This window comes from Lentzea albidocapillata subsp. violacea, from assembly GCF_900100275.1.
In the GTDB taxonomy this organism is placed as follows: Bacteria; Actinomycetota; Actinomycetes; order Mycobacteriales; family Pseudonocardiaceae; genus Lentzea; species Lentzea violacea.
Window position 1 is genome coordinate 269,959 of the sequence record NZ_FNET01000011.1, and the last position, 19,923, is coordinate 289,881.

The following is a 19,923-nucleotide window of genomic DNA, read 5'->3' on the forward strand; positions in this document are numbered from 1 at the left end:
CGGTGGCTTAAGTCACAACCGCTTAACCTCCGCGATACGCCGTTCGGCGCAAGGTGTCGCCGCTCGACCAGATACGGCTCCGTGTTGTTGGTCGGTGTCCATCAGACTGTGTGCCGTGTTCTGCACCGCTGAGCGGCCGATGAACCAGCACATGTGGCTGGCAGTGCCGTTCCTCTTCTCCGCCGCCGTGTTCGGCCTGATGGGGTCGGCAGGGCTGCTCACTGCTTCCTGGACCACGGTGCCGCTGTCACCGGTCGTGTCGGGGGCCGGGGTGGCCGTGGCCGCCGCCGTCTCCGGCGGGGTGCGGTGGGGGCGGCGGTGGCAACGTATCTGGCTGCGGTGGCCCTACCTGGCCGCGGTGCTGGCGCTGGGAGTCGTGGTGGGCGCGATGGAGGTACCCGCGCTGGCCGCGATGGCGGTGGGGGTGCCGGTGCTGCTGGTGCTGGTGTTCCAGCTGCTGGCGCAGAGCGACGAGAACCGTCAGGCCGCCGGCTGCCGCTGAGGCCGGCGCGGCATTCGAGTGAAGAGCGCAAAAAAGCCCCCGCTGACCTGCAGCGGAGGCTTTTTCACGTGAAACTCACACGGCGTCAGTCCTGCTCGGCACCGGGCGTCGTCTTCGCGACCTGCATCAGGAACTCGATGTTGGTACGCGACTTCCGCAGCCGGTCGAGCAGCAGGTCGATCGCCTGCTGACCGTCGAGCGCGTGGAGCACCCGGCGCAGCTTGTGCGTGACGGCCATCTCGTCCGGCGAGAGCAGCAGCTCTTCCTTGCGGGTGCCCGACGAGTCGACGTCCACGGCCGGGAACGTCCGCTTGTCGGCGATCTTCCGGTCGAGCTTGAGCTCGGCGTTACCCGTGCCCTTGAACTCTTCGAAGATCACCGAGTCGCCGGCGGAACCGGTCTCGACCAGCGCGGTGGCGATGACGGTCAGCGAGCCGCCGCCCTCGATGTTGCGAGCCGCACCGAGGAAGCGCTTCGGCGGGTACAGCGCGGTCGAGTCGACACCACCGGACAGGATGCGGCCGGAGGCCGGTGCCGCCAGGTTGTACGCACGACCCAGACGCGTGATCGAGTCGAGCAGCACGACGACGTCGTGGCCCATCTCGACCAGGCGCTTCGCCCGCTCGATCGCGAGCTCGGAGATGGTCGTGTGGTCCGACGGCGGCCGGTCGAAGGTGGAGGCGATGACCTCACCCTTCACCGAGCGCTGCATGTCGGTGACCTCTTCCGGACGCTCGTCCACCAGCACCACCATGAGGTGGCACTCGGGGTTGTTCGTCGTGATCGCGTTCGCGATCGACTGCAGCACCGAGGTCTTACCGGCCTTCGGAGGCGACACGACGAGGGCGCGCTGGCCCTTGCCGATCGGCATCACCAGGTCGATGACACGGGTGGTGAGGATGTGCGGCTCGGTCTCCAGGCGCAGACGCTCGTTCGGGTAGAGCGGCGTCAGCTTGGTGAAGTCCGGGCGGTTGCGCGCCTCTTCCGGGTCCAGGCCGTTGATCTTGTCGACGCGGACCAGCGGGTTGAACTTCTGGCGCTGCTGCTCCCCGTCGCGCGGCTGGCGGACGGCGCCGGTGAGGGCGTCGCCACGGCGCAGGCCGTACTTGCGGACGAGCGAGAGCGAGACGTAGACGTCGTTCGAGCCGGCGAGGTAGCCGGAGGTGCGGACGAACGCGTAGTTCTCCAGCACGTCCAGGATGCCTGCGACCGGCAGCAGGACGTCGTCGTCGCGGACCTCGGTCTCGCGGTCGACACGACCGCCGCCACCCTGCTCGTCGCCACGGCCACCGCGACGGCGGCGGTCGCGGAAGCGGCCACGGCGGCCACCGTCGTCGTCACCGTCGGGCTGGCCGCCACCCTGGCGGTCGCCGCCACGGTCACCGCGGTCGGAACGCTCGCCGCGGTCGCGGTTGCGGTCACGGCCGCCGCGCTCGTTGCGGTCGCCACGGTCGGAACGCTCGCTGCGCTCGCCACGGTCCTGGCGCTCTCCCCGGTCCTGACGCTCGCCGCGCTCGGGGCGCTCAGCACGCTCCGGCCGGTCGGTGCGCTCGGCACGGTCGGTGCGCTCAGCACGGTCAGCGCGCTCGGGGCGATCGGTCCGCTCAGGACGCTCGGAACGCTGCTCCTGCTGCGGCTGGCTCTCGCCCTCGGCGTTGCCACCGCCACGGCCGGAACGGCGGCGACGGTTTCCACGGCGCCCCCCGTCCTCGGACGAGCGGGAGTCGTCAGACGCGCCGGACTCGGCGGCAGCGGGCTTCTCCGCTACCTCGAGCTGCTGCTGAACAGGCTTTTCGGTGACCTTCTCGGTCACCTTGGCAACGGCGGGCTTCTCCGCGGGTGCCTCGGCCTTCGCGGCGACCTTCTCGGTCTTCGCGGGCTTCTCGGCTTTCGCCGGGGCTCCGGAGCCCTGCTTCTCCTTGATGGCCGCGATCAGGTCGCCCTTGCGCAGGCCTGCGGTTCCGGTGATGCCCATTTGACCGGCGAGCTCGCGCAACTCAGCGAGCACCATGCCGGACAGACCCGCGCGGCGGCGCGGCGTCGTGCCGTTCGATGGGGTGGACAGAGCGTTCTCCTCGGCTCCAGAACCAGCGGCAGCTGCGACTTCGCTGCTCAGCAAATCGGTGTTGGTCACACAAGTCCTTCCTGACCAGGCCCCGCCTCCTACGCGGCCCAGCGGACCCGCCTTCCCACTTCAGCGGGGAACGGCGGTCAAGTCCGATGAAGACGGAAGCACGACGGCTTCCCTCAAGCACGGGACTTTGCTCAGATCACACGGCGATCGGGTGCCTCTTTGCGTCCGCCCCGCCCGCACGGCACAGAGCCGGAACACAAAAGGATTGCGACCCGGAACGAATGTCCGAGCGCGACACCGGCGCCCGTGCGCGCAGTGACTGATCGCCCCCGAGGGTAGACGCCGGTCCCCCGGCATGCAACAACCGGGGTCGGGTGTGTCAGTCCAATGGACGAACGCGCACGCCGGCGGCGTCGACGTCGAGTCTGCGCACGTCGAAGCCGTGCGTGTCGACCTCGGCCGGAAGATCACCGAAGGCGATCACGGTGGGTCCCGCTCCGCTCACGCAGGCGGGAACTCCCAGCTTGCGAAGATCGTTGATCACCCGAACGGTGTCCGGCCAGGCGGGCTCGCGGTAGTTCTGGTGGAGTCGATCCTCAGTCGCCGCAAGGAGAACCGACGGATCGGACGTCAGCGCGTGCACCGCCAGGGCTGCCCGCCCGGCGGCGTGCGCGGCGTCCGCGTGCGGCACTTCGGCGGGGAGGAGGCCCCGCGTCGTCTTGGTGGACGACTCCTGCGACGGGATCAGGACGACCGGACGCACGCGTGCGTCCGCGTCCATCCGGACAGCGCGGTAGCGCTCTCCTTCGGACCACGCGACGACGACGCCGCCGAACAGGGAGGCGGCCGCGTTGTCCGCGTGCCCCTCGAACTCGGCGGCAATTTGCAACGCTGCCGTGTCCGGCTCGCGACCCTGCAGGGTGAATCCGGCTACGACACCCGCCACGATCGCGGCGGCCGACGAGCCCAGTCCCCGCGCGTGCGGGATGGTGTTGCGGCACCTCAGGGCCAGGCCACCGGTGTAGCCGGTGGCGCGGACGGCCCGCACGACGAGGTGGGTCTCGTCGAGCGGGACCTCACCTGCTCCGGCACCGTCCACGGTGATGGAGAGGCCGTCGACACCGTCGCCGCCGGCCACCTCCACGTCGTCGTACATGCCGAGCGCCAGGCCCAGCGCGTCGAACCCCGAGCCGAGGTTCGCGGTCGACGCGGGGACGGAGACGAGGAACCTCACGCCAGCTCCAGCGCGTGCGCGACGGCGCCGGGGTCGACCGGGACCGGCTCGACCTCGGTGGTGCCGAGCAGTGCCGTGTCGGGGTCCTTCAGACCGTGGCCCGTGACGGTGCACACAACGGTGGAGCCCTTCGGCAGCCTGCCGTCCTCGGCGGTCTTCAGCAGACCGGCGATGGACGCGGCCGACGCGGGCTCGACGAAGATGCCCTCGGACGAGGCCAGCAGCCGGTACGCGCTGAGGATCTGCTCGTCGGTGACGGCGTCGATCAGGCCGCCGGACTCGTCCCGGGCGTTGACCGCGCCCGTCCACGACGCCGGCGAACCGATCCGGATCGCGGTCGCGATGGTCTCCGGGTTCGGGACCGGCTGACCGCTGACCAGCGGAGCGGCGCCCGCGGCCTGGAAGCCGAACATGCGCGGCAGACCCTGGTCGTACGACGTGTAGCCCTTCCAGTACGCGGTGATGTTGCCCGCGTTGCCGACGGGCAGGCAGTGCACGTCCGGCGCCTGGCCGAGCACGTCGCAGACCTCCCACGCGGCGGTCTGCTGGCCGACGAGGCGCACCGGGTTGACCGAGTTCACCAGCGTGACCGGGTACTCGGCCGCGGTCTTCGACGCCAGCTCCAGGCAGTCGTCGAAGTTGCCGTCGATCTGCAGGATCCGCGCGCCGTGCATGACGGCCTGCGCGAGCTTGCCCATCGCGATCTTGCCGCTGGGCACCAGCACGGCCGCCGTCAGGCCCGCCTTGGCCGCGTAGGCCGCGGCGGACGCCGACGTGTTGCCGGTGGAGGCGCAGATGACCGCCTTCAGGCCGGAGGCGAGCGCGTACGTCATCGCCACGGTCATGCCGCGGTCCTTGAACGAGCCGGTCGGGTTCGCGCCCTCGACCTTGACCCAGACGTCGGACCCGGTCGCCTCGGAGAGCCTCCGAGCGTGCACCAGCGGCGTGCCGCCCTCGTGCAGCGTCACGACCTCGGCGCCCTCCGGGATCTCGATGCGATCCCTGTAGGCGTTGATGAGACCGGGCCAGCCTGCTCTCGAAGCACTCACTCTTCGCCCTCCACCCTCATGACGCTGACGACGTCCCGCACCACGGGGAGGCCACCGATTTTGTCCACAGTGGACCGCAACGCGGCGTCGGTAGCCGCGTGCGTGACGATCACCAGGCTGGCGTCCTCGACGCGGCCCTCCTGGCGCACCGCAGCGATGCTCACGTCGTGCTCGGCGAAGACCGCGGCGACCTGCGAGAGGACACCGGGCTTGTCCGCCACGTCGAGGCTGATGTGGTAGCGGGTGGGCGTGTTCCCCATGGGCTGCGCGGAAAGCGCGGCGTAGGCGGACTCGCGCGGACCGTGCCCGCTCGCGACCATGTTGCGCGCCACAGCGACCAGGTCGCCGACGACCGCGCTCGCCGTGGGGGCGCCACCGGCACCCTGCCCGTAGAACATCATCTCCCCCGCCGCGTCGGCCTCGACGAACACCGCGTTGAACGCGCCGTTGACGCTCGCCAGCGGATGCGTCCTGGGGATCATCGCCGGGTGCACTCGAACGGCGACTGACTCCTGACCGGACGGACTGGTCACGCGCTCGCAGATCGCGAGCAGCTTCACCGTCCGGCCGAGGCCCTTGGCCGCCGCGATGTCCGCCGCGGACACCGCGCGGATGCCCTCGCGGTAGACGTCCGACGCCGTCACGCGCGTGTGGAACGCAAGGGACGCAAGGATCGCGGCCTTCGACGCGGCGTCGAACCCGTCGACGTCCGCGGTCGGGTCGGCCTCGGCGTAACCGAGCCGCGAGGCCTCCTCGAGCGTCTCGCTGTACCCGGCACCCGTGGCGTCCATCGCGGACAGGATGAAGTTCGTCGTGCCGTTCACGATGCCCATGACGCGCGTGATCCGGTCTCCCGCAAGGGATTCCCGCAACGGGCGCAGCAACGGGATCGCGCCGGCGACGGCGGCCTCGAAGTAGAGGTCCGCACCGGACGCGTCGGCTGCCTCGAACAGGTCGGGGCCGTGCTCGGCGAGCAGTGCCTTGTTCGCCGTCACGACGGACTTGCCGCGCCGCAACGCCTCCAGCAGCAGGCCGCGCGTGGGGTCGATACCGCCGATGACCTCGACGATGACGTCCACGTCGGCCGACTTCACGAGCGCCTCGGCGTCCGTGGTGAGCAGGTGCTCCGGTACTTCACGGTGTTTGTTCGGCCTGCGCACGGCGATGCCCACGAGCTCAACCGGCGCACCGATGCGCTGGGTGAGGTCATCGGCCTGGTCCGTCAGCAGCCGGACTACCTCCGTGCCCACCGTGCCACATCCCAGCAAGGCGACCCGAATCGGTTTCACGGCTTTCATACCTCCAGACGGAACAGGTCGTCCTCGGTCTCGCGACGCAGCAGCAGCCGCGCCTCTCCATCGGTCACCGCGGCGAGCGCGGGCCGTGGAAGTCGGTTGTACCCGCTCGCCATCGAGTAGCAGTAGGCCCCTGTGGCAGCGATCGCAACCAGGTCCCCCGGCGCCAGGTCGTCGGGCAGCCAGCAGTCGCGCACCACGATGTCGCCGGACTCGCAGTGCTTGCCCACCACACGACACAGCACGGCCCTCGACTCGGGCTCGGAGGCGCGCGAAACGAGCTTGCAGTCGTAGACCGCGTCGTACAGGGCAGTGCGGATGTTGTCGCTCATGCCGCCGTCGACGCTGACGTACCGGCGCCGCGCGCCACCGTCGAGCTCGATGTCCTTGATCGTGCCGACCTCGTACACGGTGACCGTGCCGGGACCGACGATCGCGCGGCCGGGCTCGACCGCGATGCGAGGCATGCTCAGGCCGTTGTGCTCGCACTCCTTCTGCACGATGTTGTGCAGCTGCCGCGCGAGCTCGGCGGGCGGGGGCGGGTCGTCGTCCGGCGTGTAGGCGATGCCGAGACCGCCGCCGAGGTCGACGACGTCCAGTGACGGGACCTCTCCGTGCTCGGCGCGGATCTCGGCGAGCAGGCCGATCACGCGGCGCGCGGCGACCTCGAAGCCGGACGCGTCGAAGATCTGCGAGCCGATGTGGCTGTGCAGGCCGACGAGCTCGAGCCCGCTGGCCTTCAGCACACGTCGTACGGCCTCGGCCGCGTCGCCGGAGGACAGCGAGAAGCCGAACTTCTGGTCCTCGTGCGCGGTCGCGATGAACTCGTGCGTGTGCGCCTCGACGCCGACCGTCACGCGGATCAGCACCTTCTGCACCACACCGCGGTCGCGCGCGACCTGGTCGAGGCGCGCGATCTCGTGGTACGAGTCGAGCACGATCCCGCCGACGCCCGCCTCGACGGCCGCGATCAGTTCGGGAACGCTCTTGTTGTTGCCGTGCAACGCGATGCGCTCGGCCGGGAAGTCGGCGCGCAGCGCGATGGCGAGTTCGCCGCCGCTGCAGACGTCGATCGAGAGGCCCTCTTCGGCCACCCACTTCGCGACCTGCACGCTCAGGAACGCCTTCGAGGCGTAGTGCACGAGCGTCGGGTCGCCGAACGCCTCGGCGTGCTCGCGGCAGCGCGCGCGGAAGTCCTGCTCGTCCATGACGAACAACGGGGTGCCGTACTGCTCGGCGAGCCCGCGCACGTCCACGCCCGCCAGCTCCACGACACCCGCGTCGGTGCGCTTGGCGTTGCGCGGCCACACGGTCGGGTGCAGATAGTCGAGCTGGCCGGCGTTGGCAGGGCGGTCGCCTGCGGTGGTGCCGGAGGCCATGACGTCGGCGTGCCGGGGTCCGGCCGGATGCGCGCGCATCACATGCGCTCCGGGGCGGTCACGCCGAGCAGACCGAGGCCCGCGGCGAACACGCGCCTGGTCGCGTTGACGAGCTGAAGCCTGACCTGGTGCAACGGAGTCGTCTCCTCATCGCCGCGCGGAAGGACGCGGCAGTCCTGCTGGAAGCGGTGGTACGTGCCCGCGAGCTCTTCGAGGTAGCGGGCGACGCGGTGCGGTTCACGCAGCTCGGCGGCGGTGGCCACCACTCGCGGGAACTCGCCGATGGTGCGGATGAGGTCGCCCTCGCGCTCGTGGGTGAGCAGCGCGAAGTCCTCACCCGGGGTGATGCCGAGATCAGCGGCGTTGCGCAGGATCGACGACGTGCGCGCGTGGGCGTACTGCACGTAGTAGACCGGGTTCTCGTTGCTGTGTTTGCGCAGCAGGTCGAGGTCGATGTCGAGGCCGGAGTCGACGCTCGACCGGATCATGGCGTAGCGGGCGGCGTCCACCCCGACCACGTCGACCAGGTCCTCCATCGTGATGACGGTGCCCGCGCGTTTGCTCATCCGGACGGGCTGGCCGTCGCTGACGAGGTTCACGAGCTGGCCGATCAGCACCTCGACGCTGTCCGGGTCGTCGCCCAGTGCGGACGCGGCGGCCTTCAGACGCGCGATGTAGCCGTGGTGGTCCGCGCCGAGCATGTAGATGCACAGGTCGAAGCCGCGGCCGCGCTTGTCGACGAGGTACGCGATGTCGCCCGCGATGTACGCCGGGTTTCCGTCGCTCTTGATGACGACGCGGTCCTTGTCGTCACCGAAGTCCGTGGACCGCAGCCACCAGGCGCCGTCCTTCTCGTACAGCGAGCCGTTCGCCTTGAGCTTCGAGATCGCCTCTTCCACGCGGCCGCTCTGGTGCAGCGAGTCCTCGTGGAAGTAGACGTCGAAGTCGGTGCCGAAGTCGTGCAGGCTGCTCTTGATCTCCTCGAACATGAGCCCGACGCCGATCCTGCGCACGGTCTCCGGGTCGCTCAACGCTCCCGGCTCGCGGCGAAGCACCTCGGCGGCGATGTCGCTGACGTACGTGCCCGCGTAGCCGTCCTCGGGGGCGGGCTCGCCCTTCGCGGCGGCGATCAGCGACCGGACGAACCTGTCGATCTGCGCGCCGGCGTCGTTGAAGTAGTACTCGCGGGTGACCTCGGCGCCGCGGGCCTGCAGGACCCTGCCCAGCGCGTCACCGACGGCCGCCCAGCGGGCGCCACCGAGGTGGATGGGGCCGGTGGGGTTCGCGGAGACGAACTCCAGGTTGATCCGCTTGCCGCCGAGCTCGGGGCCGGTGCCGTACCCGGCCTCCAGGGCCGCACGAACGATCGCGCCCTGCGCCTCGGTCGCGATGGTGAGGTTCAGGAAGCCGGGACCGGCCACATCGGCCTTGGCGATGGCGTCCTGAGCGAGCAGGGCCTCGGCGAGCCACGTCGCGAACTCACGGGGCGCGACGCCCGCCTTCTTGGCGAGCTGAAGCGCGATGTTCGTGGCGTAGTCGCCGTGCTCGGGGTTCCTGGGTCGCTCGACCGTCACCTGCTCAGGCAGAGCAGAGGCGTCCAGACGCCGGTCGGCCAGCAGGCGGGCAACCGTGGTCCGGACCAGATCGGCGAGCACTTCAGGAGTCACGCCCAGAGAGTCTAGAGAAGCGTTGTCGCAGGTCTCGACCGGGTTACCGGGTCTCGGAGGGTGAGACGGCAAGTGTTAACGCGCACGTGGTATCGCACTGCGCTGACAGTGATCAGACACGATGTCCCTACACTGGCGCCGGTTGACCAGGACGACATCTGAGGCGGACATGACCAGCGGCAAGAAGACGAAGGCCACACGCAACAGCGTGGCCGCAGCCCGTTCCTCGGTGGTGGCGAGCAAGCCGAAGCCGTGGGGCACGATCCTCGCGGTGATCGCAGTGCTGGCCCTCGCGGGCGGTGTTTTCGGATATGCGTACATGCAGATCCACGAGAACAACGTCAAAGAGGCCGCCCTGGCCAAGTGGAAGCCCTCGGACACGAACAAGGACCCGTCGACCGCGCTCGCGGGCATCGTGACCAAGGAGTACAAGGGCTCCCGCCACGTCGAGCCGACCCAGCGCGTCGCGTACGACCAGACTCCCGCCTTCGGTGGCCCGCACGACGCCCAGTGGGCCGACTGCACCGGCGTCGTCTACGACAAGGCCGTGCGCACCGAGAACATGGTCCACGGCCTGGAGCACGGCGCCGTGTGGATCGCGTACAACCCTGACCAGGTCAAGGACGACGCGCTCACCAAGCTGAAGGCCAAGGTCGAGGGCATCCCGTACATGATGCTGTCGCCGTACCCCGGCCTCGACAAGCCGATCTCGCTGCAGTCCTGGGGTCACCAGCTGAAGATCGAGAACGCCGACGACGAGCGCGTCGACCAGTTCATCTCGTCGCTGCTGCGCAACCCGAACACGTACCCCGAGGTCGGCGCGTCCTGCGAGAACACGGCGTTCCTGTCGAACCCGGCCCCGTTCGTGGCCGAGAAGCCGGGCGCCGACGCCGTGCCGATGGACGGCGGCAAGGACGACTCCGTGACCGAGGGCCAGCCGCAGAACCCCAGCACGCCCCCCGCGTCGGGCTCCGCCTCGACGCCGCCGTCGAGCTGATGTCGGTTCCCGAAACCGACGAGGTGTCCGGCCGCCCCTCCGGGGTGGTCCGGGCCCTCGTCATCGGCGCAGCGGTCCTCGCCGTGCTCCTGCTGGGCGCGGCGGTGGGCCTGCTCGTGAAGCTCCCCGGCTCCACTTCGTCCACCGCGGCCCCGGCCTCCGGCTCCGTGGACGTCGGCTTCTGCCAGGACATGTCCATGCACCACCTGCAGGGCATCCAGATGGCGAACATCGCCAGGGACCGCTCGACGGACCCGGAGATCCGCCAGCTCGCCTTCGACATCTCCTCCACCCAGCTCGAACAGGTGGGGCGGATGAAGGGCTGGCTGATGATGTGGAACGAGCACGAGCAGAACATCTCGGGCGTCTACATGAAGTGGATGGACGCGGCCGGCGTCCACGGCCACGGCGCCACCACGCCCGAGGCCGGCAAGCCGCTGATGCCCGGCATGGCCACCACCGACGAGCTGACCAGGCTGCGCACGGGGCCCGCGGGCCGCGAGTTCGACGTGTACTGGCTGCAGCTGATGCTCCGCCACCACGTGGGCGGGGCCCCGATGGCCGAGTACGCCGCGACCGCCGCCGGTCAGTCCGTGGTCCGGACGCTGTCCGACAACATGCTGAAGTCGCAGTCCGCCGAGACCGAGCTGATGAAGGACTACCTGGCGAAGCGCGGAGCCGCCCCGCTGCCGTAGCCCGGTACCACTTGTCGCTGTGCGAAGGCCGTCCGATCGGGCGGCCTTTTCGCTTGTTCAGGCCATGGACAAGCGCCTACCCCCGAGTAACGTAGGTCACACCCCTACTCGGAGGTAACCATGACCGTCGACGAGCGCGCGGCCAGGCAGGTCGCCGAACAAGCACGGGAAACCCGCTGGCAGCGACCGAGTTTCGGCAAGGAGCTCTTCCTCGGTCACTTCCGCATCGACCTCATCCACCCGCACCCGAGTGGCACCGCCGAGGACCGCGAACGCGGCGAGGCGTTCCTGGAAAAGCTCCGGAAGTTCACCGAGTCGCGCATCGACAACGCCGTCATCGAACGCGACGCGCAGATCCCCGACGACGTGCTGAAGGGCCTCAAGGACCTCGGCGCGTTCGGCATGAAGATCAAGCCCGAGTACGGCGGCATCGGCCTCACGCAGGTCTACTACAACAGGGCCCTCATGCTGGTGGGCAGCGCCAGCCCCGCGCTCGGCGCGATGCTCTCCGCCCACCAGTCCATCGGTGTCCCGCAACCGGTCGCGATGTTCGGCAGCCCTGAGCAGAAGCAGGAGTTCCTGCCCAGGTGCGCCAAAGGCGAGATCACCGCGTTCCTGCTCACCGAACCGGACGTCGGCAGCGACCCGGCGCGGCTCGGGACCATCGCCACGCCGGACGGCGACGACTACGTCCTCGACGGCGTGAAGCTCTGGACCACCAACGGTGTCGTGGCCGACCTCCTCGTCGTCATGGCCCAGGTGCCGGGCAAGGGCATCACGGCGTTCGTCGTGGAAGCGGACGCCGAGGGCATCACGGTCGAGAACCGCAACGCGTTCATGGGCCTGAGGGGTCTGGAGAACGGCGTGACGAGGTTCCACCAGGTGCGCGTGCCGAAGAAGAACGTCATCGGCAGGGAAGGCGCCGGGCTCAAGATCGCTCTGGCCACCCTGAACACGGGCCGGCTCAGCCTGCCCGCCCTCTGCGCGGGCAGCGCCAAGTGGTGCCTCAAGATCGCGCGCGAATGGTCGAGCGAACGCATCCAGTGGGGTCTGCCGGTCGGCAAGCACGAGGCGGTCGCCGGCAAGATCGCCTACATCGCCGCCACGGCCTACGCGCTGGAAGCCGTGCTGGACCTCAGTTCCGAGCTCGCGGACGCCGGCAGCCACGACATCCGCATCGAGGCAGCCCTCGCGAAGCTCTACGCGTCCGAGAAGGCCTGGCTGGTGGCCGACGAACTGGTCCAGATCCGCGGCGGCCGGGGTTACGAGACGGCGGAAAGCCAGGCGGCGCGCGGAGAACGCGGCATCGCGGCCGAGCAGGTCCTCCGCGACCTCCGCATCAACCGCATCTTCGAGGGCTCGACGGAGATCATGCACCTGCTGATCGCCCGCGAGGCGGTGGACGCGCACCTCAGCGTCGCCGGCGACATCATCGACCCCGACGCCGACCGCCAGGCCAAGATGAAGGCCGCGGCCAAGGCCGGTGGCTTCTACGCGAAGTGGCTGCCCACGCTCGTCGTCGGCAAGGGCCAGACCCCGGCCGGCTACACGGAGTTCGGGCCGCTCGCCAAGCACCTGCGGTTCGTCGAACGGTCGGCGCGCAAGCTCGCGCGGCAGACGTTCTACGCCATGTCGCGGTGGCAGGGGAAGATGGAGCGCAAGCAGCGGTTCCTGAGCCGGATCGTGGACATCGGGGCCGAGCTGTTCGCGATCAGCGCCGCGTGCGTGCGGGCCGCGCAGGACAAGAACCCCAACGCGCAGATGCTCGCGGACGCGTTCGCCAAGCAGGCGCGGATCCGGGTCGACGAGCTGTTCGAGAAGCTCTGGAAGAACACCGACGACAGCGACCAGGTGCTGGCGAAACAGGTCCTCGACGGCGACTACGCGTGGCTCGAGGAGGGCGTGGTCGACTCGTCGATCCCCGGCAGCTGGATCGCGGACTCCACGCACCACGAGTCGACGGCGGACAACGTCCACCGGCCGACACCTCGATAGCCCGTTGCTGCACTGGGCAGGCTGATGGTGGTGCGGGCGCGGCACCTGCCCAGTGCACGGCCGGTAGGGGGCTACGTCCCCCGCATCCCCCTACCGACTCCCCTTGCAACGGAAGGACACAACCCCTCCAGGTGGAGGTTCCGGTAACGCTAAGCCACAAAACGCCGTTAACAGTTACGACAATTGAGTGAACTACCAGGTGAGTGGTACTCAACTACTCTCAGAGAGTCACTTCGAAGACCAATTCACGGGCGGCCTGTCCCGTCCGGGTCCCGATCTTGATCGACTCCTGTCGCGCGCCACTGTCGAGGAGACAGGTTGCGCGACAATTCCCGTCCGCTCCCTTGACAACGATGTCACGTGGCCGAAAAAGTCCCCTTCCATAAGGGGCAGGCCAGGCGGCGGAAGGGTTGCAATGAGGCAACTGGGGAAGAGACGAACCAGATCTCTGTTGAGCGTCGCGATCACTGCGACACTGGTGTGTGGCGTCACCAACGGCTACGCGGCCGCCGCACCAGAGGAGCCAGGAGTGGGTTTTTCGTCGTCCTTTGAGGAGGGTCAACCTCAGCCGTCGTGGGCGAACACGGTCGAGACCGACGCGGCGGGCAACCCGAAGTCGGCCGGTGTGGTCGGCTCGGACGGCGCGGGCATCCCCGGCAACGTCTCCGACAAGGTGCTGGAGGTGAAGGCCAACGGTGAGTTCGCGGACTCGAACGAGGTGAAGGAGAACCTCGTCGACGGCAGCGTCAACACGAAGTGGCTGGTCTTCACGAACACCGGCTGGGCGTCGTTCCGGTTCGGCGAGACGCAGACGATCAGGAAGTACGCCCTCACGTCGGCGAACGACGCGCCTGAACGCAACCCGAGGGACTGGACGCTCCAGGGCTCCGCCAACGGTACGGACTGGACCGTGCTCGACACCCGCACCGACGTGTCGTTCACCGACGAGCCGTTCCAGACCAGGTTGTTCGACGTGGCGAGCCCGGCCGCGTACTCGCACTACAAGCTCGACATCACCCGCAACAACGGCTCGCCGAACATCATCCAGCTCGCCGAGGTGCAGCTCTCCGACGGCAGCACGTCGCCGACCCCGCCGAACATGCGCAGCGTCGTCGGCAACGGCCCCACGGGTGGCTACACGGCGAAGGCGCGGGTGGGCTGGACCGGTGTGCGAGCGTTCCGCTACCAGGGCAGGCACACCGCGGAAGGCCGTGGCTACAGCTACAACAAGGTCTTCGACGTCGACATCGCGGTGCAGCAGTCGACCGAGCTGTCATACCTGATCTTCCCGAACTTCGTCACCGACAACCTCGGCTACCCGAGCACGTACGCGTCGGTCGACCTGGCGTTCTCCGACGGCACGTACCTGAGCGACCTCCAAGCGGTGGACCAGCACGGCGCGGTGCTGTCGCCGCAGGGTCAGGGCGCCGGCAAGTTCCTGTACGCCAACCAGTGGAACAAGGTGGCGTCCACCATCGGCGCGGTCGCGGCCGGCAAGACGATCAAGCGGATCCTGGTCGCCTACGACGGCCCGAAGGGTCCGACCGAGTTCGGCGGCTGGCTCGACGACGTCACCATCACCGACGCCCCGGTACGCAAGGAGTACGCCAAGCCGTCGGACTACGTGCTGACCACGCGCGGCACGAACTCGAACGGCTCGTTCTCGCGGGGCAACAACTTCCCTGCCACCGCGGTGCCGCACGGCTTCAACTTCTGGACCCCGATGACGAACGCGGGTTCCACCAGCTGGCTCTACGAATACCAGCAGCGCAACAACGACCAGAACCTGCCGACGCTGCAGGCGTTCACGGCGTCGCACGAGCCGAGTCCGTGGATGGGTGACCGGCAGACGTTCCAGGTGATGCCGTCCGACAAGGCACCGACCCAGGACCGTGCGCTGAGGGCGTTGCCGTTCAAGCACGACAACGAGGTCGCGAAGGCCCACTACTACGGCGTGACGTTCGAGAACGGCATCAAGACCGAGATCGCGCCGACGGACCATGCGGCGGTGTTCCGGTTCACGTTCAACGACGAAGCGCAGAAGAACGTCGTCTTCGACAACGTGAGCAATGCCGGTGGTCTCACGCTGGACGCGGGCAACGGTGTCGTCAGCGGCTACTCCGATGTGCGCATCGGATCGGCAGGCACGACGCGCATGTTCGTCTACGGCAAGGTCGACAAGCCGGTGACGGCGAGCGGCCGTTTGACGGGTGCCGGCCGTGACAACGTCGGCGGCTACTTCTCGTTCGCGGACAAGTCCGTCGAGCTGCGGATCGCCACCTCGCTGATCTCGGTCGACCAGGCCCGTTCGAACCTGGAGCAGGAGATCGGCGGCTCCGACACGTTCGACTCGGTGCGCGACCGCGCGCAGACCGCGTGGGACAAGGTGCTCGGCATCATCTCCGTGGAAGGTGCCACCGAGGACCAGCTGATCACGATGTACTCCAACATGTACCGGCTCTACCTCTACCCGAACTCGGGCTTCGAGCAGGTCGGCGACAAGTTCCAGTACGCGTCCCCGGTGTCGCCCGCGACCGGCCAGAACACGCCGACACGGACCGGCGCGAAGATCGTGGACGGCAAGATCTACGTCAACAACGGGTTCTGGGACACCTACCGCACGACCTGGCCCGCCTACAGCCTCTTCACGCCGTCCAAGGCGGGCGAGATGGCCGAGGGCTTCGTCCAGCAGTACAAGGACGGCGGCTGGATCTCGCGCTGGTCCTCCCCCGGTTACGCGGACCTGATGACCGGCACGAGCTCCGACGTGGCGTTCGCGGACGCGTACCTCAAGGGCGTCTCGAACTTCGACATCAAGGCCGCCTACGACGCCGCGGTGAAGAACGCCTCGGTGGTGCCACCGAACAGCGCGGTCGGTCGCAAGGGCATGGACCGGTCGATCTTCCTCGGCTGGACCGGGAACGACCAGCTGCACGAGGCGTGGTCGTGGGCGATCGAGGGCTACCTCAACGACTTCGGCATCGCGTCGATGGCGAAGTCGCTGCACGAGAAGACCGGCGAGAAGCGGTACTTGGAGGAACACGAGTACTTCCTCAACCGCGCCCAGAACTACGTGCTGACGTTCGACAAGCGGATCGACTTCTTCCAGGGACGCAACGTCGACGGCTCGTGGCGCGTCGAGGACCCGGCGAAGTACAACCCGCAGGAGTGGCGCTACGACTACACCGAGACGAACGGCTGGAACATGGCGTTCACGGTGCCGCACGACGGGCAGGGTCTCGCGAACCTGTACGGCGGGCGGGACAAGCTGGCTTCGAAGCTCGACGAGTTCTTCACGCTGCCGGAGACCGCGAAGTTCCCCGGCGGCTACGGCGGCGTGATCCACGAGATGATCGAGGCGCGGGACGTGCGGATGGGCCAGTACGGCCACTCCAACCAGCCGTCGCACCACATCCCCTACATGTACAACTACGCGGGCAAGCCCTCGCGCACGCAGGAAAAGGTGCGCGAGATCCTGTCACGCCTGTACGTGGGCTCGGAGCAGGGCCAGGGCTACGCCGGTGACGAGGACAACGGCGAGATGTCCGCGTGGCACCTGTTCTCGTCGCTGGGCTTCTACCCGCTGCAGATGGGCAAGCCGGCCTACGCGATCGGTTCGCCGCTGTTCACCAAGGCGACCGTCAAGCTGGAGAACGGCAAGAAGCTCGTCATCAACGCGCCGAAGAACAACGCGAAGAACATCTACGTGCAGGGCGTGAAGGTCAACGGCAAGGCGTGGAACAAGACGTCGCTGCCGCACGACCTGCTCTCGGCCGGCGCCACGATCGACTTCGACATGGGCCCCAAGCCGTCCGCCTGGGGCACGGGCGCCAACGACGTGCCGGAGTCGATCACCACCGGTGACGCGGTCCCGACGCCTCTGCGGGACGTGGCCTCGGACGTTGCTGTTGGCGCTTTGGTGGACAACAACTCCTCGACCTCCGCGGTGGTTAGCTCGTTCGACTTCAAGGCCGCGGACGCCAAGGAGAAGGCGGAGTTCTACACGCTGACCAACGGCAAGACGGGCACCTCGCCGTCGGCGTGGGAGCTGAAGGGCTCCTACGACGGCAAGACGTGGTCGACGGTCGACAAGCGTTCCGGTGAGAACTTCCAGTGGCAGCAGTACACCCGGTCGTTCAAGATCGCCTCGCCAGGCCGGTACAGCTTCTACCGGCTGGAGTTCTCCGGCGACGTGACGCTGGCCGAGTTCGAGCTGATGTCGAAGCCGCTGCCGGCCGCCACCACCACGGTGACGGGCACGGTCAACGGTCCGCTGGAGGTCAAGGGCGTGACCTATGTGGACGGTGCCACGATCAGCGGCCCGGTGACCGTTGCTCGCGGTGCGACGCTCTACGTCTTCGGCGGTGAGATCAATGGCCCGCTGTCGGCGACGGACGCGGCCTCCGTCGTGCTGGTCGGCACAAAGATCGGCGGCCCGGTGACGGTGCACGGTTCTTCGTCGGAAGTCGCGGTGGAGAACTCCGTGGTCGGTGGCCCTGTGTCACTGACGTCGAACAAGACCAGGTCGGTCGTGGCGGCCACCTCGGTCGGCGGGCCGCTGTCCTGCACGGGCAACGACCCGGCGCCGTCGAACAACGGCTTCGCGAACGACGTGAAGGGTCCGAAGGCAGGACAGTGCGCTGGTCTGTAATGCCTAACTGACCTTCATGCAGACGAGAAGGGCCGCGTTCCGTCACGGAACGCGGCCTTTCCCGTTCACCTGAAAGGATCTATCCCTTTCAGACATACTCCGATGAGATCTTGGCAGTTCGCAAGCGGTGACTGGGGAGGCTGTTGTGGTGCCGTTCGAACGAGGCCGTATCTGGGTGGCGGTACCGCAGCCCAGGAGCCCGATCGTTCCGTCACGAACCGGCGCGCAGTCCACCAAGGACGGAATCCGCGACCTGCCCGGCTCACCACGAAAGCTCCCGGCACCGCTGCGCTGACGAGCCACCCTCGACCTGCAGCGTCGCGTGCTCGATGTGGTACTTGGTCGCCAGCAACGACTGCGCGGCCTTGAGCACGCTCTCGTGATCCGCCTCCTCCGCGGTCGTGAGGTGAGCCGAAGCCACCTCCATACCGCTGGTGAGCGTCCAAACATGCAGGTCATGCGCCTCCGCAACACCAGGAATCCGCGTAAGCGCAGCCTGCATCTCCGTCACGTCCAGCCGCTCCGGCGCGTGCTGGAACAGGATGTGCAGCGCGTTCTTCGCGAGGCTGTACGTGCGCGGCAGCACCCACACGCCGATCAGCACACCCATGATCGGGTCCGCGTACTTCCAGCTCGTCGTGATCGTGACCAGCGCGGAGATCAGCACACCCACAGACCCGATCAGGTCAGCGAGCACCTCGAGGTACGCACCCCGGACGTTGATGCTGTCCTTCGCGCCCTCCTTAAGGACACTGAAGGACACGAGGTTCGCAGCAAGCCCCAGCGTCGCGGCGATGAGAACAGGCCACCCCGGCACGCTGGGCGGGTCCTGGAACCGGCCGACCGCCTCGTAGATCACGTACCCGGCCACCCCGAAGAGCAGCACGGCGTTGGCCAGCGCGGCCAGCACCTCGGCCCGGTAGAAGCCGAACGTGCGGTTCTTCCCGGCCTTGGCCCTCCGGGCGACCATGATCGCGGCCAGCGCCATACCGACCCCGAGCACGTCGGTGAGCATGTGCGCGGCATCGGAGATCAAGGCAAGCGACGACGTCGCGAACCCCACGACGAACTCCACCACCATGAAGACCGCGCCGATACCGAACGCGATCCACAGCTTGCCGGCGTGCTGCCCGCTCGCCGACGCCGATCCGTGTCCGTGGCCATGACCCATGCCTCGGAACATATAGCGACATGCGCATGAGTGCAATCCGAAGTATTCCTCACCAGGGGTCTTGGTGACGGAGGCCACGCTCCGGGCGCTACCGGGGGTAGGTGTGAAACATGGTCGCGCGCGTGCGCTAGGATCTTCCACATAGCTACGGCCCCCGTAGCTCAGGGGATAGAGCACCGCCCTCCGGAGGCGGGAGCGCAGGTTCGAATCCTGCCGGGGGCACTACACAGACGGTCCCGCCGTGGAGTTCATCCATGGTGGGGCCTTTCTGCTTTGGGAACGGGATGACGACCGCCTCTTGAGTGGTCTTCGAGACGGCCTCGAATGCCGGATCGCGCTGACGGCGTCAAGCTGGGGCAACTCGAACGGCACGTTCTCCAGGCTGTGTAAGGACAGCAACGGTTCTGCGATGTCTCCGGCAGCGATTGCCTGTCCTTGAGGGAGAAACCGCCAGAGGGTGACCGCGCAACCCGACGACGTCATCGGTGTGCCGGATGCCCGGACGAACGACCTTGATGACCACTGGTGCCGTGGCCAACAGGTAGACCGCGTTCGTCTGGTGCCTCAGCAACGTCATGCCTGCGGGATCGAGGCCAGCACGGCGAGCCCGGACGCGCCGCCTGCAACTACGGGGCGGTTTCGGTCAGGCCGAGGGGCTGTGGGCACCGGTGAGCGGCCAAGCTGCTGGAACGAGACAGGCCGCGTAACGAGGACCCTGACGAAGGCTGAGTCGGGCGGGGACGGGTGCCACTGTCGTGCCGCCTGTCCGGAGGCTGCGGCGTCTCTCGTTCAGGACGACCTCGACCGGGCGTTCACGGAGCGGGAGTTCGTGGGTTGGTGCCCTCGGCGAGCGCGGCCAGTCGGGCCTGGTCGTGAACGAGGATCTTGCCGCGGCGGAGCTGGATGAGGTCGTTTTTGGCGAGTTCGCCCAGTGCGGTGGTGGTGCGTTCGCGGGTGGCACCGACCAGAGCGGCGAGTTGCTGGTGGGTGAGCCGGATCGGTTCGTCGGGAGCCTGCCGGGCGAGCTGGCAGAGGGTGGCAGCCAGGCGTTCGCCGAGAGCACGGCAGGTCAGGTCGGTGAGCCGCTGTTCGAGGTCCGCGAGGCGGGTAGAGAGTTGCTCGGCGATCCGCAGGACGATGCGGGGATCGGTGAACAACAACTCCTGGACATCGGTGCGACTCATCAGGCACAACTCACTGGGTTCGAGCGCGTC

The 19,923-nt window shown here is 68.2% G+C and carries 13 protein-coding genes and 1 tRNA gene; 6 read left to right on the top strand and 8 right to left on the bottom strand.

The window, feature by feature from the left end:
• The first annotated feature begins 115 nt into the window (after positions 1-115).
• Complete coding sequence (locus BLR21_RS42710) at positions 116-502, top strand: hypothetical protein (protein WP_176929777.1); 387 nt, start codon at positions 116-118, stop codon at positions 500-502.
• Between the two features lie 85 nt (positions 503-587).
• Here the strand turns inward: BLR21_RS42710 and rho are convergent, their stop codons facing one another.
• From rho to argS, 6 genes are all read right to left on the bottom strand, one after another.
• The gene (gene rho / locus BLR21_RS24935; protein WP_090008804.1) at positions 588-2,636 is read right to left on the bottom strand and encodes a transcription termination factor Rho; all 2,049 of its coding nucleotides are present in this window, start codon (positions 2,634-2,636) and stop codon (positions 588-590) included.
• A 319-nt stretch (positions 2,637-2,955) separates the two neighbouring features.
• Positions 2,956-3,810, bottom strand: a complete 855-nt coding sequence (gene thrB, locus BLR21_RS24940) for a homoserine kinase (RefSeq protein ID WP_090008806.1) — start codon at positions 3,808-3,810, stop codon at positions 2,956-2,958.
• On the bottom strand, positions 3,807-4,859 hold the full coding sequence (gene thrC, locus BLR21_RS24945; protein ID WP_090008808.1) for a threonine synthase: 1,053 nt from the start codon (positions 4,857-4,859) through the stop codon (positions 3,807-3,809). Before thrC ends, thrB begins: the two co-directional genes overlap by 4 nt.
• Positions 4,856-6,157 carry a homoserine dehydrogenase gene (locus BLR21_RS24950; RefSeq protein WP_090008810.1) on the bottom strand — a complete coding sequence of 434 codons (1,302 nt, stop codon included), beginning with the start codon at positions 6,155-6,157 and terminating at the stop codon, positions 4,856-4,858. The genes thrC and BLR21_RS24950 overlap by 4 nt, the downstream gene beginning before the upstream one ends.
• Positions 6,154-7,572: a diaminopimelate decarboxylase gene (gene lysA, locus BLR21_RS24955; protein ID WP_090008867.1), complete on the bottom strand. Its 1,419-nt coding sequence runs from the start codon at positions 7,570-7,572 to the stop codon at positions 6,154-6,156. Before lysA ends, BLR21_RS24950 begins: the two co-directional genes overlap by 4 nt.
• Positions 7,572-9,200: an arginine--tRNA ligase gene (argS, locus tag BLR21_RS24960; RefSeq protein ID WP_090008812.1), complete on the bottom strand. Its 1,629-nt coding sequence runs from the start codon at positions 9,198-9,200 to the stop codon at positions 7,572-7,574. The genes lysA and argS overlap by 1 nt, the downstream gene beginning before the upstream one ends.
• A gap of 169 nt (positions 9,201-9,369) precedes the next feature.
• Between argS and BLR21_RS24965 the strand changes: the two genes are divergently transcribed.
• The 4 genes from BLR21_RS24965 (at position 9,370) to BLR21_RS24980 (ending at position 17,538) form a co-directional block, all read left to right on the top strand.
• Positions 9,370-10,197, top strand: coding sequence for a DUF3105 domain-containing protein (locus BLR21_RS24965; RefSeq protein WP_090008814.1), 828 nt, complete (start codon positions 9,370-9,372; stop codon positions 10,195-10,197).
• Positions 10,197-10,892 (top strand): DUF305 domain-containing protein, encoded by a 696-nt coding sequence (locus BLR21_RS24970; protein WP_090008816.1) that lies wholly within the window; start codon positions 10,197-10,199, stop codon positions 10,890-10,892. The genes BLR21_RS24965 and BLR21_RS24970 overlap by 1 nt, the downstream gene beginning before the upstream one ends.
• Positions 10,893-11,012: 120 nt before the next feature.
• Entirely contained in the window at positions 11,013-12,887 is a 1,875-nt protein-coding gene (locus BLR21_RS24975) for an acyl-CoA dehydrogenase family protein (RefSeq protein WP_090008818.1), read from the top strand.
• 415 nt (positions 12,888-13,302) lie between these two features.
• Positions 13,303-17,538: a GH92 family glycosyl hydrolase gene (locus BLR21_RS24980; RefSeq protein WP_090008821.1), complete on the top strand. Its 4,236-nt coding sequence runs from the start codon at positions 13,303-13,305 to the stop codon at positions 17,536-17,538.
• 262 nt (positions 17,539-17,800) lie between these two features.
• Here the strand turns inward: BLR21_RS24980 and BLR21_RS24985 are convergent, their stop codons facing one another.
• The gene (locus BLR21_RS24985) at positions 17,801-18,709 is read right to left on the bottom strand and encodes a cation diffusion facilitator family transporter (protein WP_090008869.1); all 909 of its coding nucleotides are present in this window, start codon (positions 18,707-18,709) and stop codon (positions 17,801-17,803) included.
• 150 nt (positions 18,710-18,859) lie between these two features.
• Between BLR21_RS24985 and BLR21_RS24990 the strand changes: the two genes are divergently transcribed.
• Positions 18,860-18,931, top strand: a tRNA-Arg gene (locus BLR21_RS24990).
• Positions 18,932-19,521: 590 nt separating this feature from the next.
• Here the strand turns inward: BLR21_RS24990 and BLR21_RS24995 are convergent.
• On the bottom strand, positions 19,522-19,923 hold a 402-nt coding region (locus BLR21_RS24995; protein WP_218130957.1), incomplete at its 5' end, for a Crp/Fnr family transcriptional regulator.

What these genes read in the sequence shown, in the direction of transcription:
- BLR21_RS24980 (WP_090008821.1), top strand. Translation starts at nt 13,303, where the DNA reads ATGAGGCAACTGGGGAAGAGACGAACCAGATCTCTGTTGAGCGTCGCG.
- BLR21_RS24975 (WP_090008818.1), top strand. Translation starts at nt 11,013, where the DNA reads ATGACCGTCGACGAGCGCGCGGCCAGGCAGGTCGCCGAACAAGCACGG.
- BLR21_RS24950 (WP_090008810.1), bottom strand. Translation starts at nt 6,157, where the DNA reads ATGAAAGCCGTGAAACCGATTCGGGTCGCCTTGCTGGGATGTGGCACG.
- BLR21_RS24965 (WP_090008814.1), top strand. Translation starts at nt 9,370, where the DNA reads ATGACCAGCGGCAAGAAGACGAAGGCCACACGCAACAGCGTGGCCGCA.
- lysA (WP_090008867.1), bottom strand. Translation starts at nt 7,572, where the DNA reads ATGCGCGCGCATCCGGCCGGACCCCGGCACGCCGACGTCATGGCCTCC.
- BLR21_RS24970 (WP_090008816.1), top strand. Translation starts at nt 10,197, where the DNA reads ATGTCGGTTCCCGAAACCGACGAGGTGTCCGGCCGCCCCTCCGGGGTG.
- BLR21_RS24985 (WP_090008869.1), bottom strand. Translation starts at nt 18,709, where the DNA reads ATGGGTCATGGCCACGGACACGGATCGGCGTCGGCGAGCGGGCAGCAC.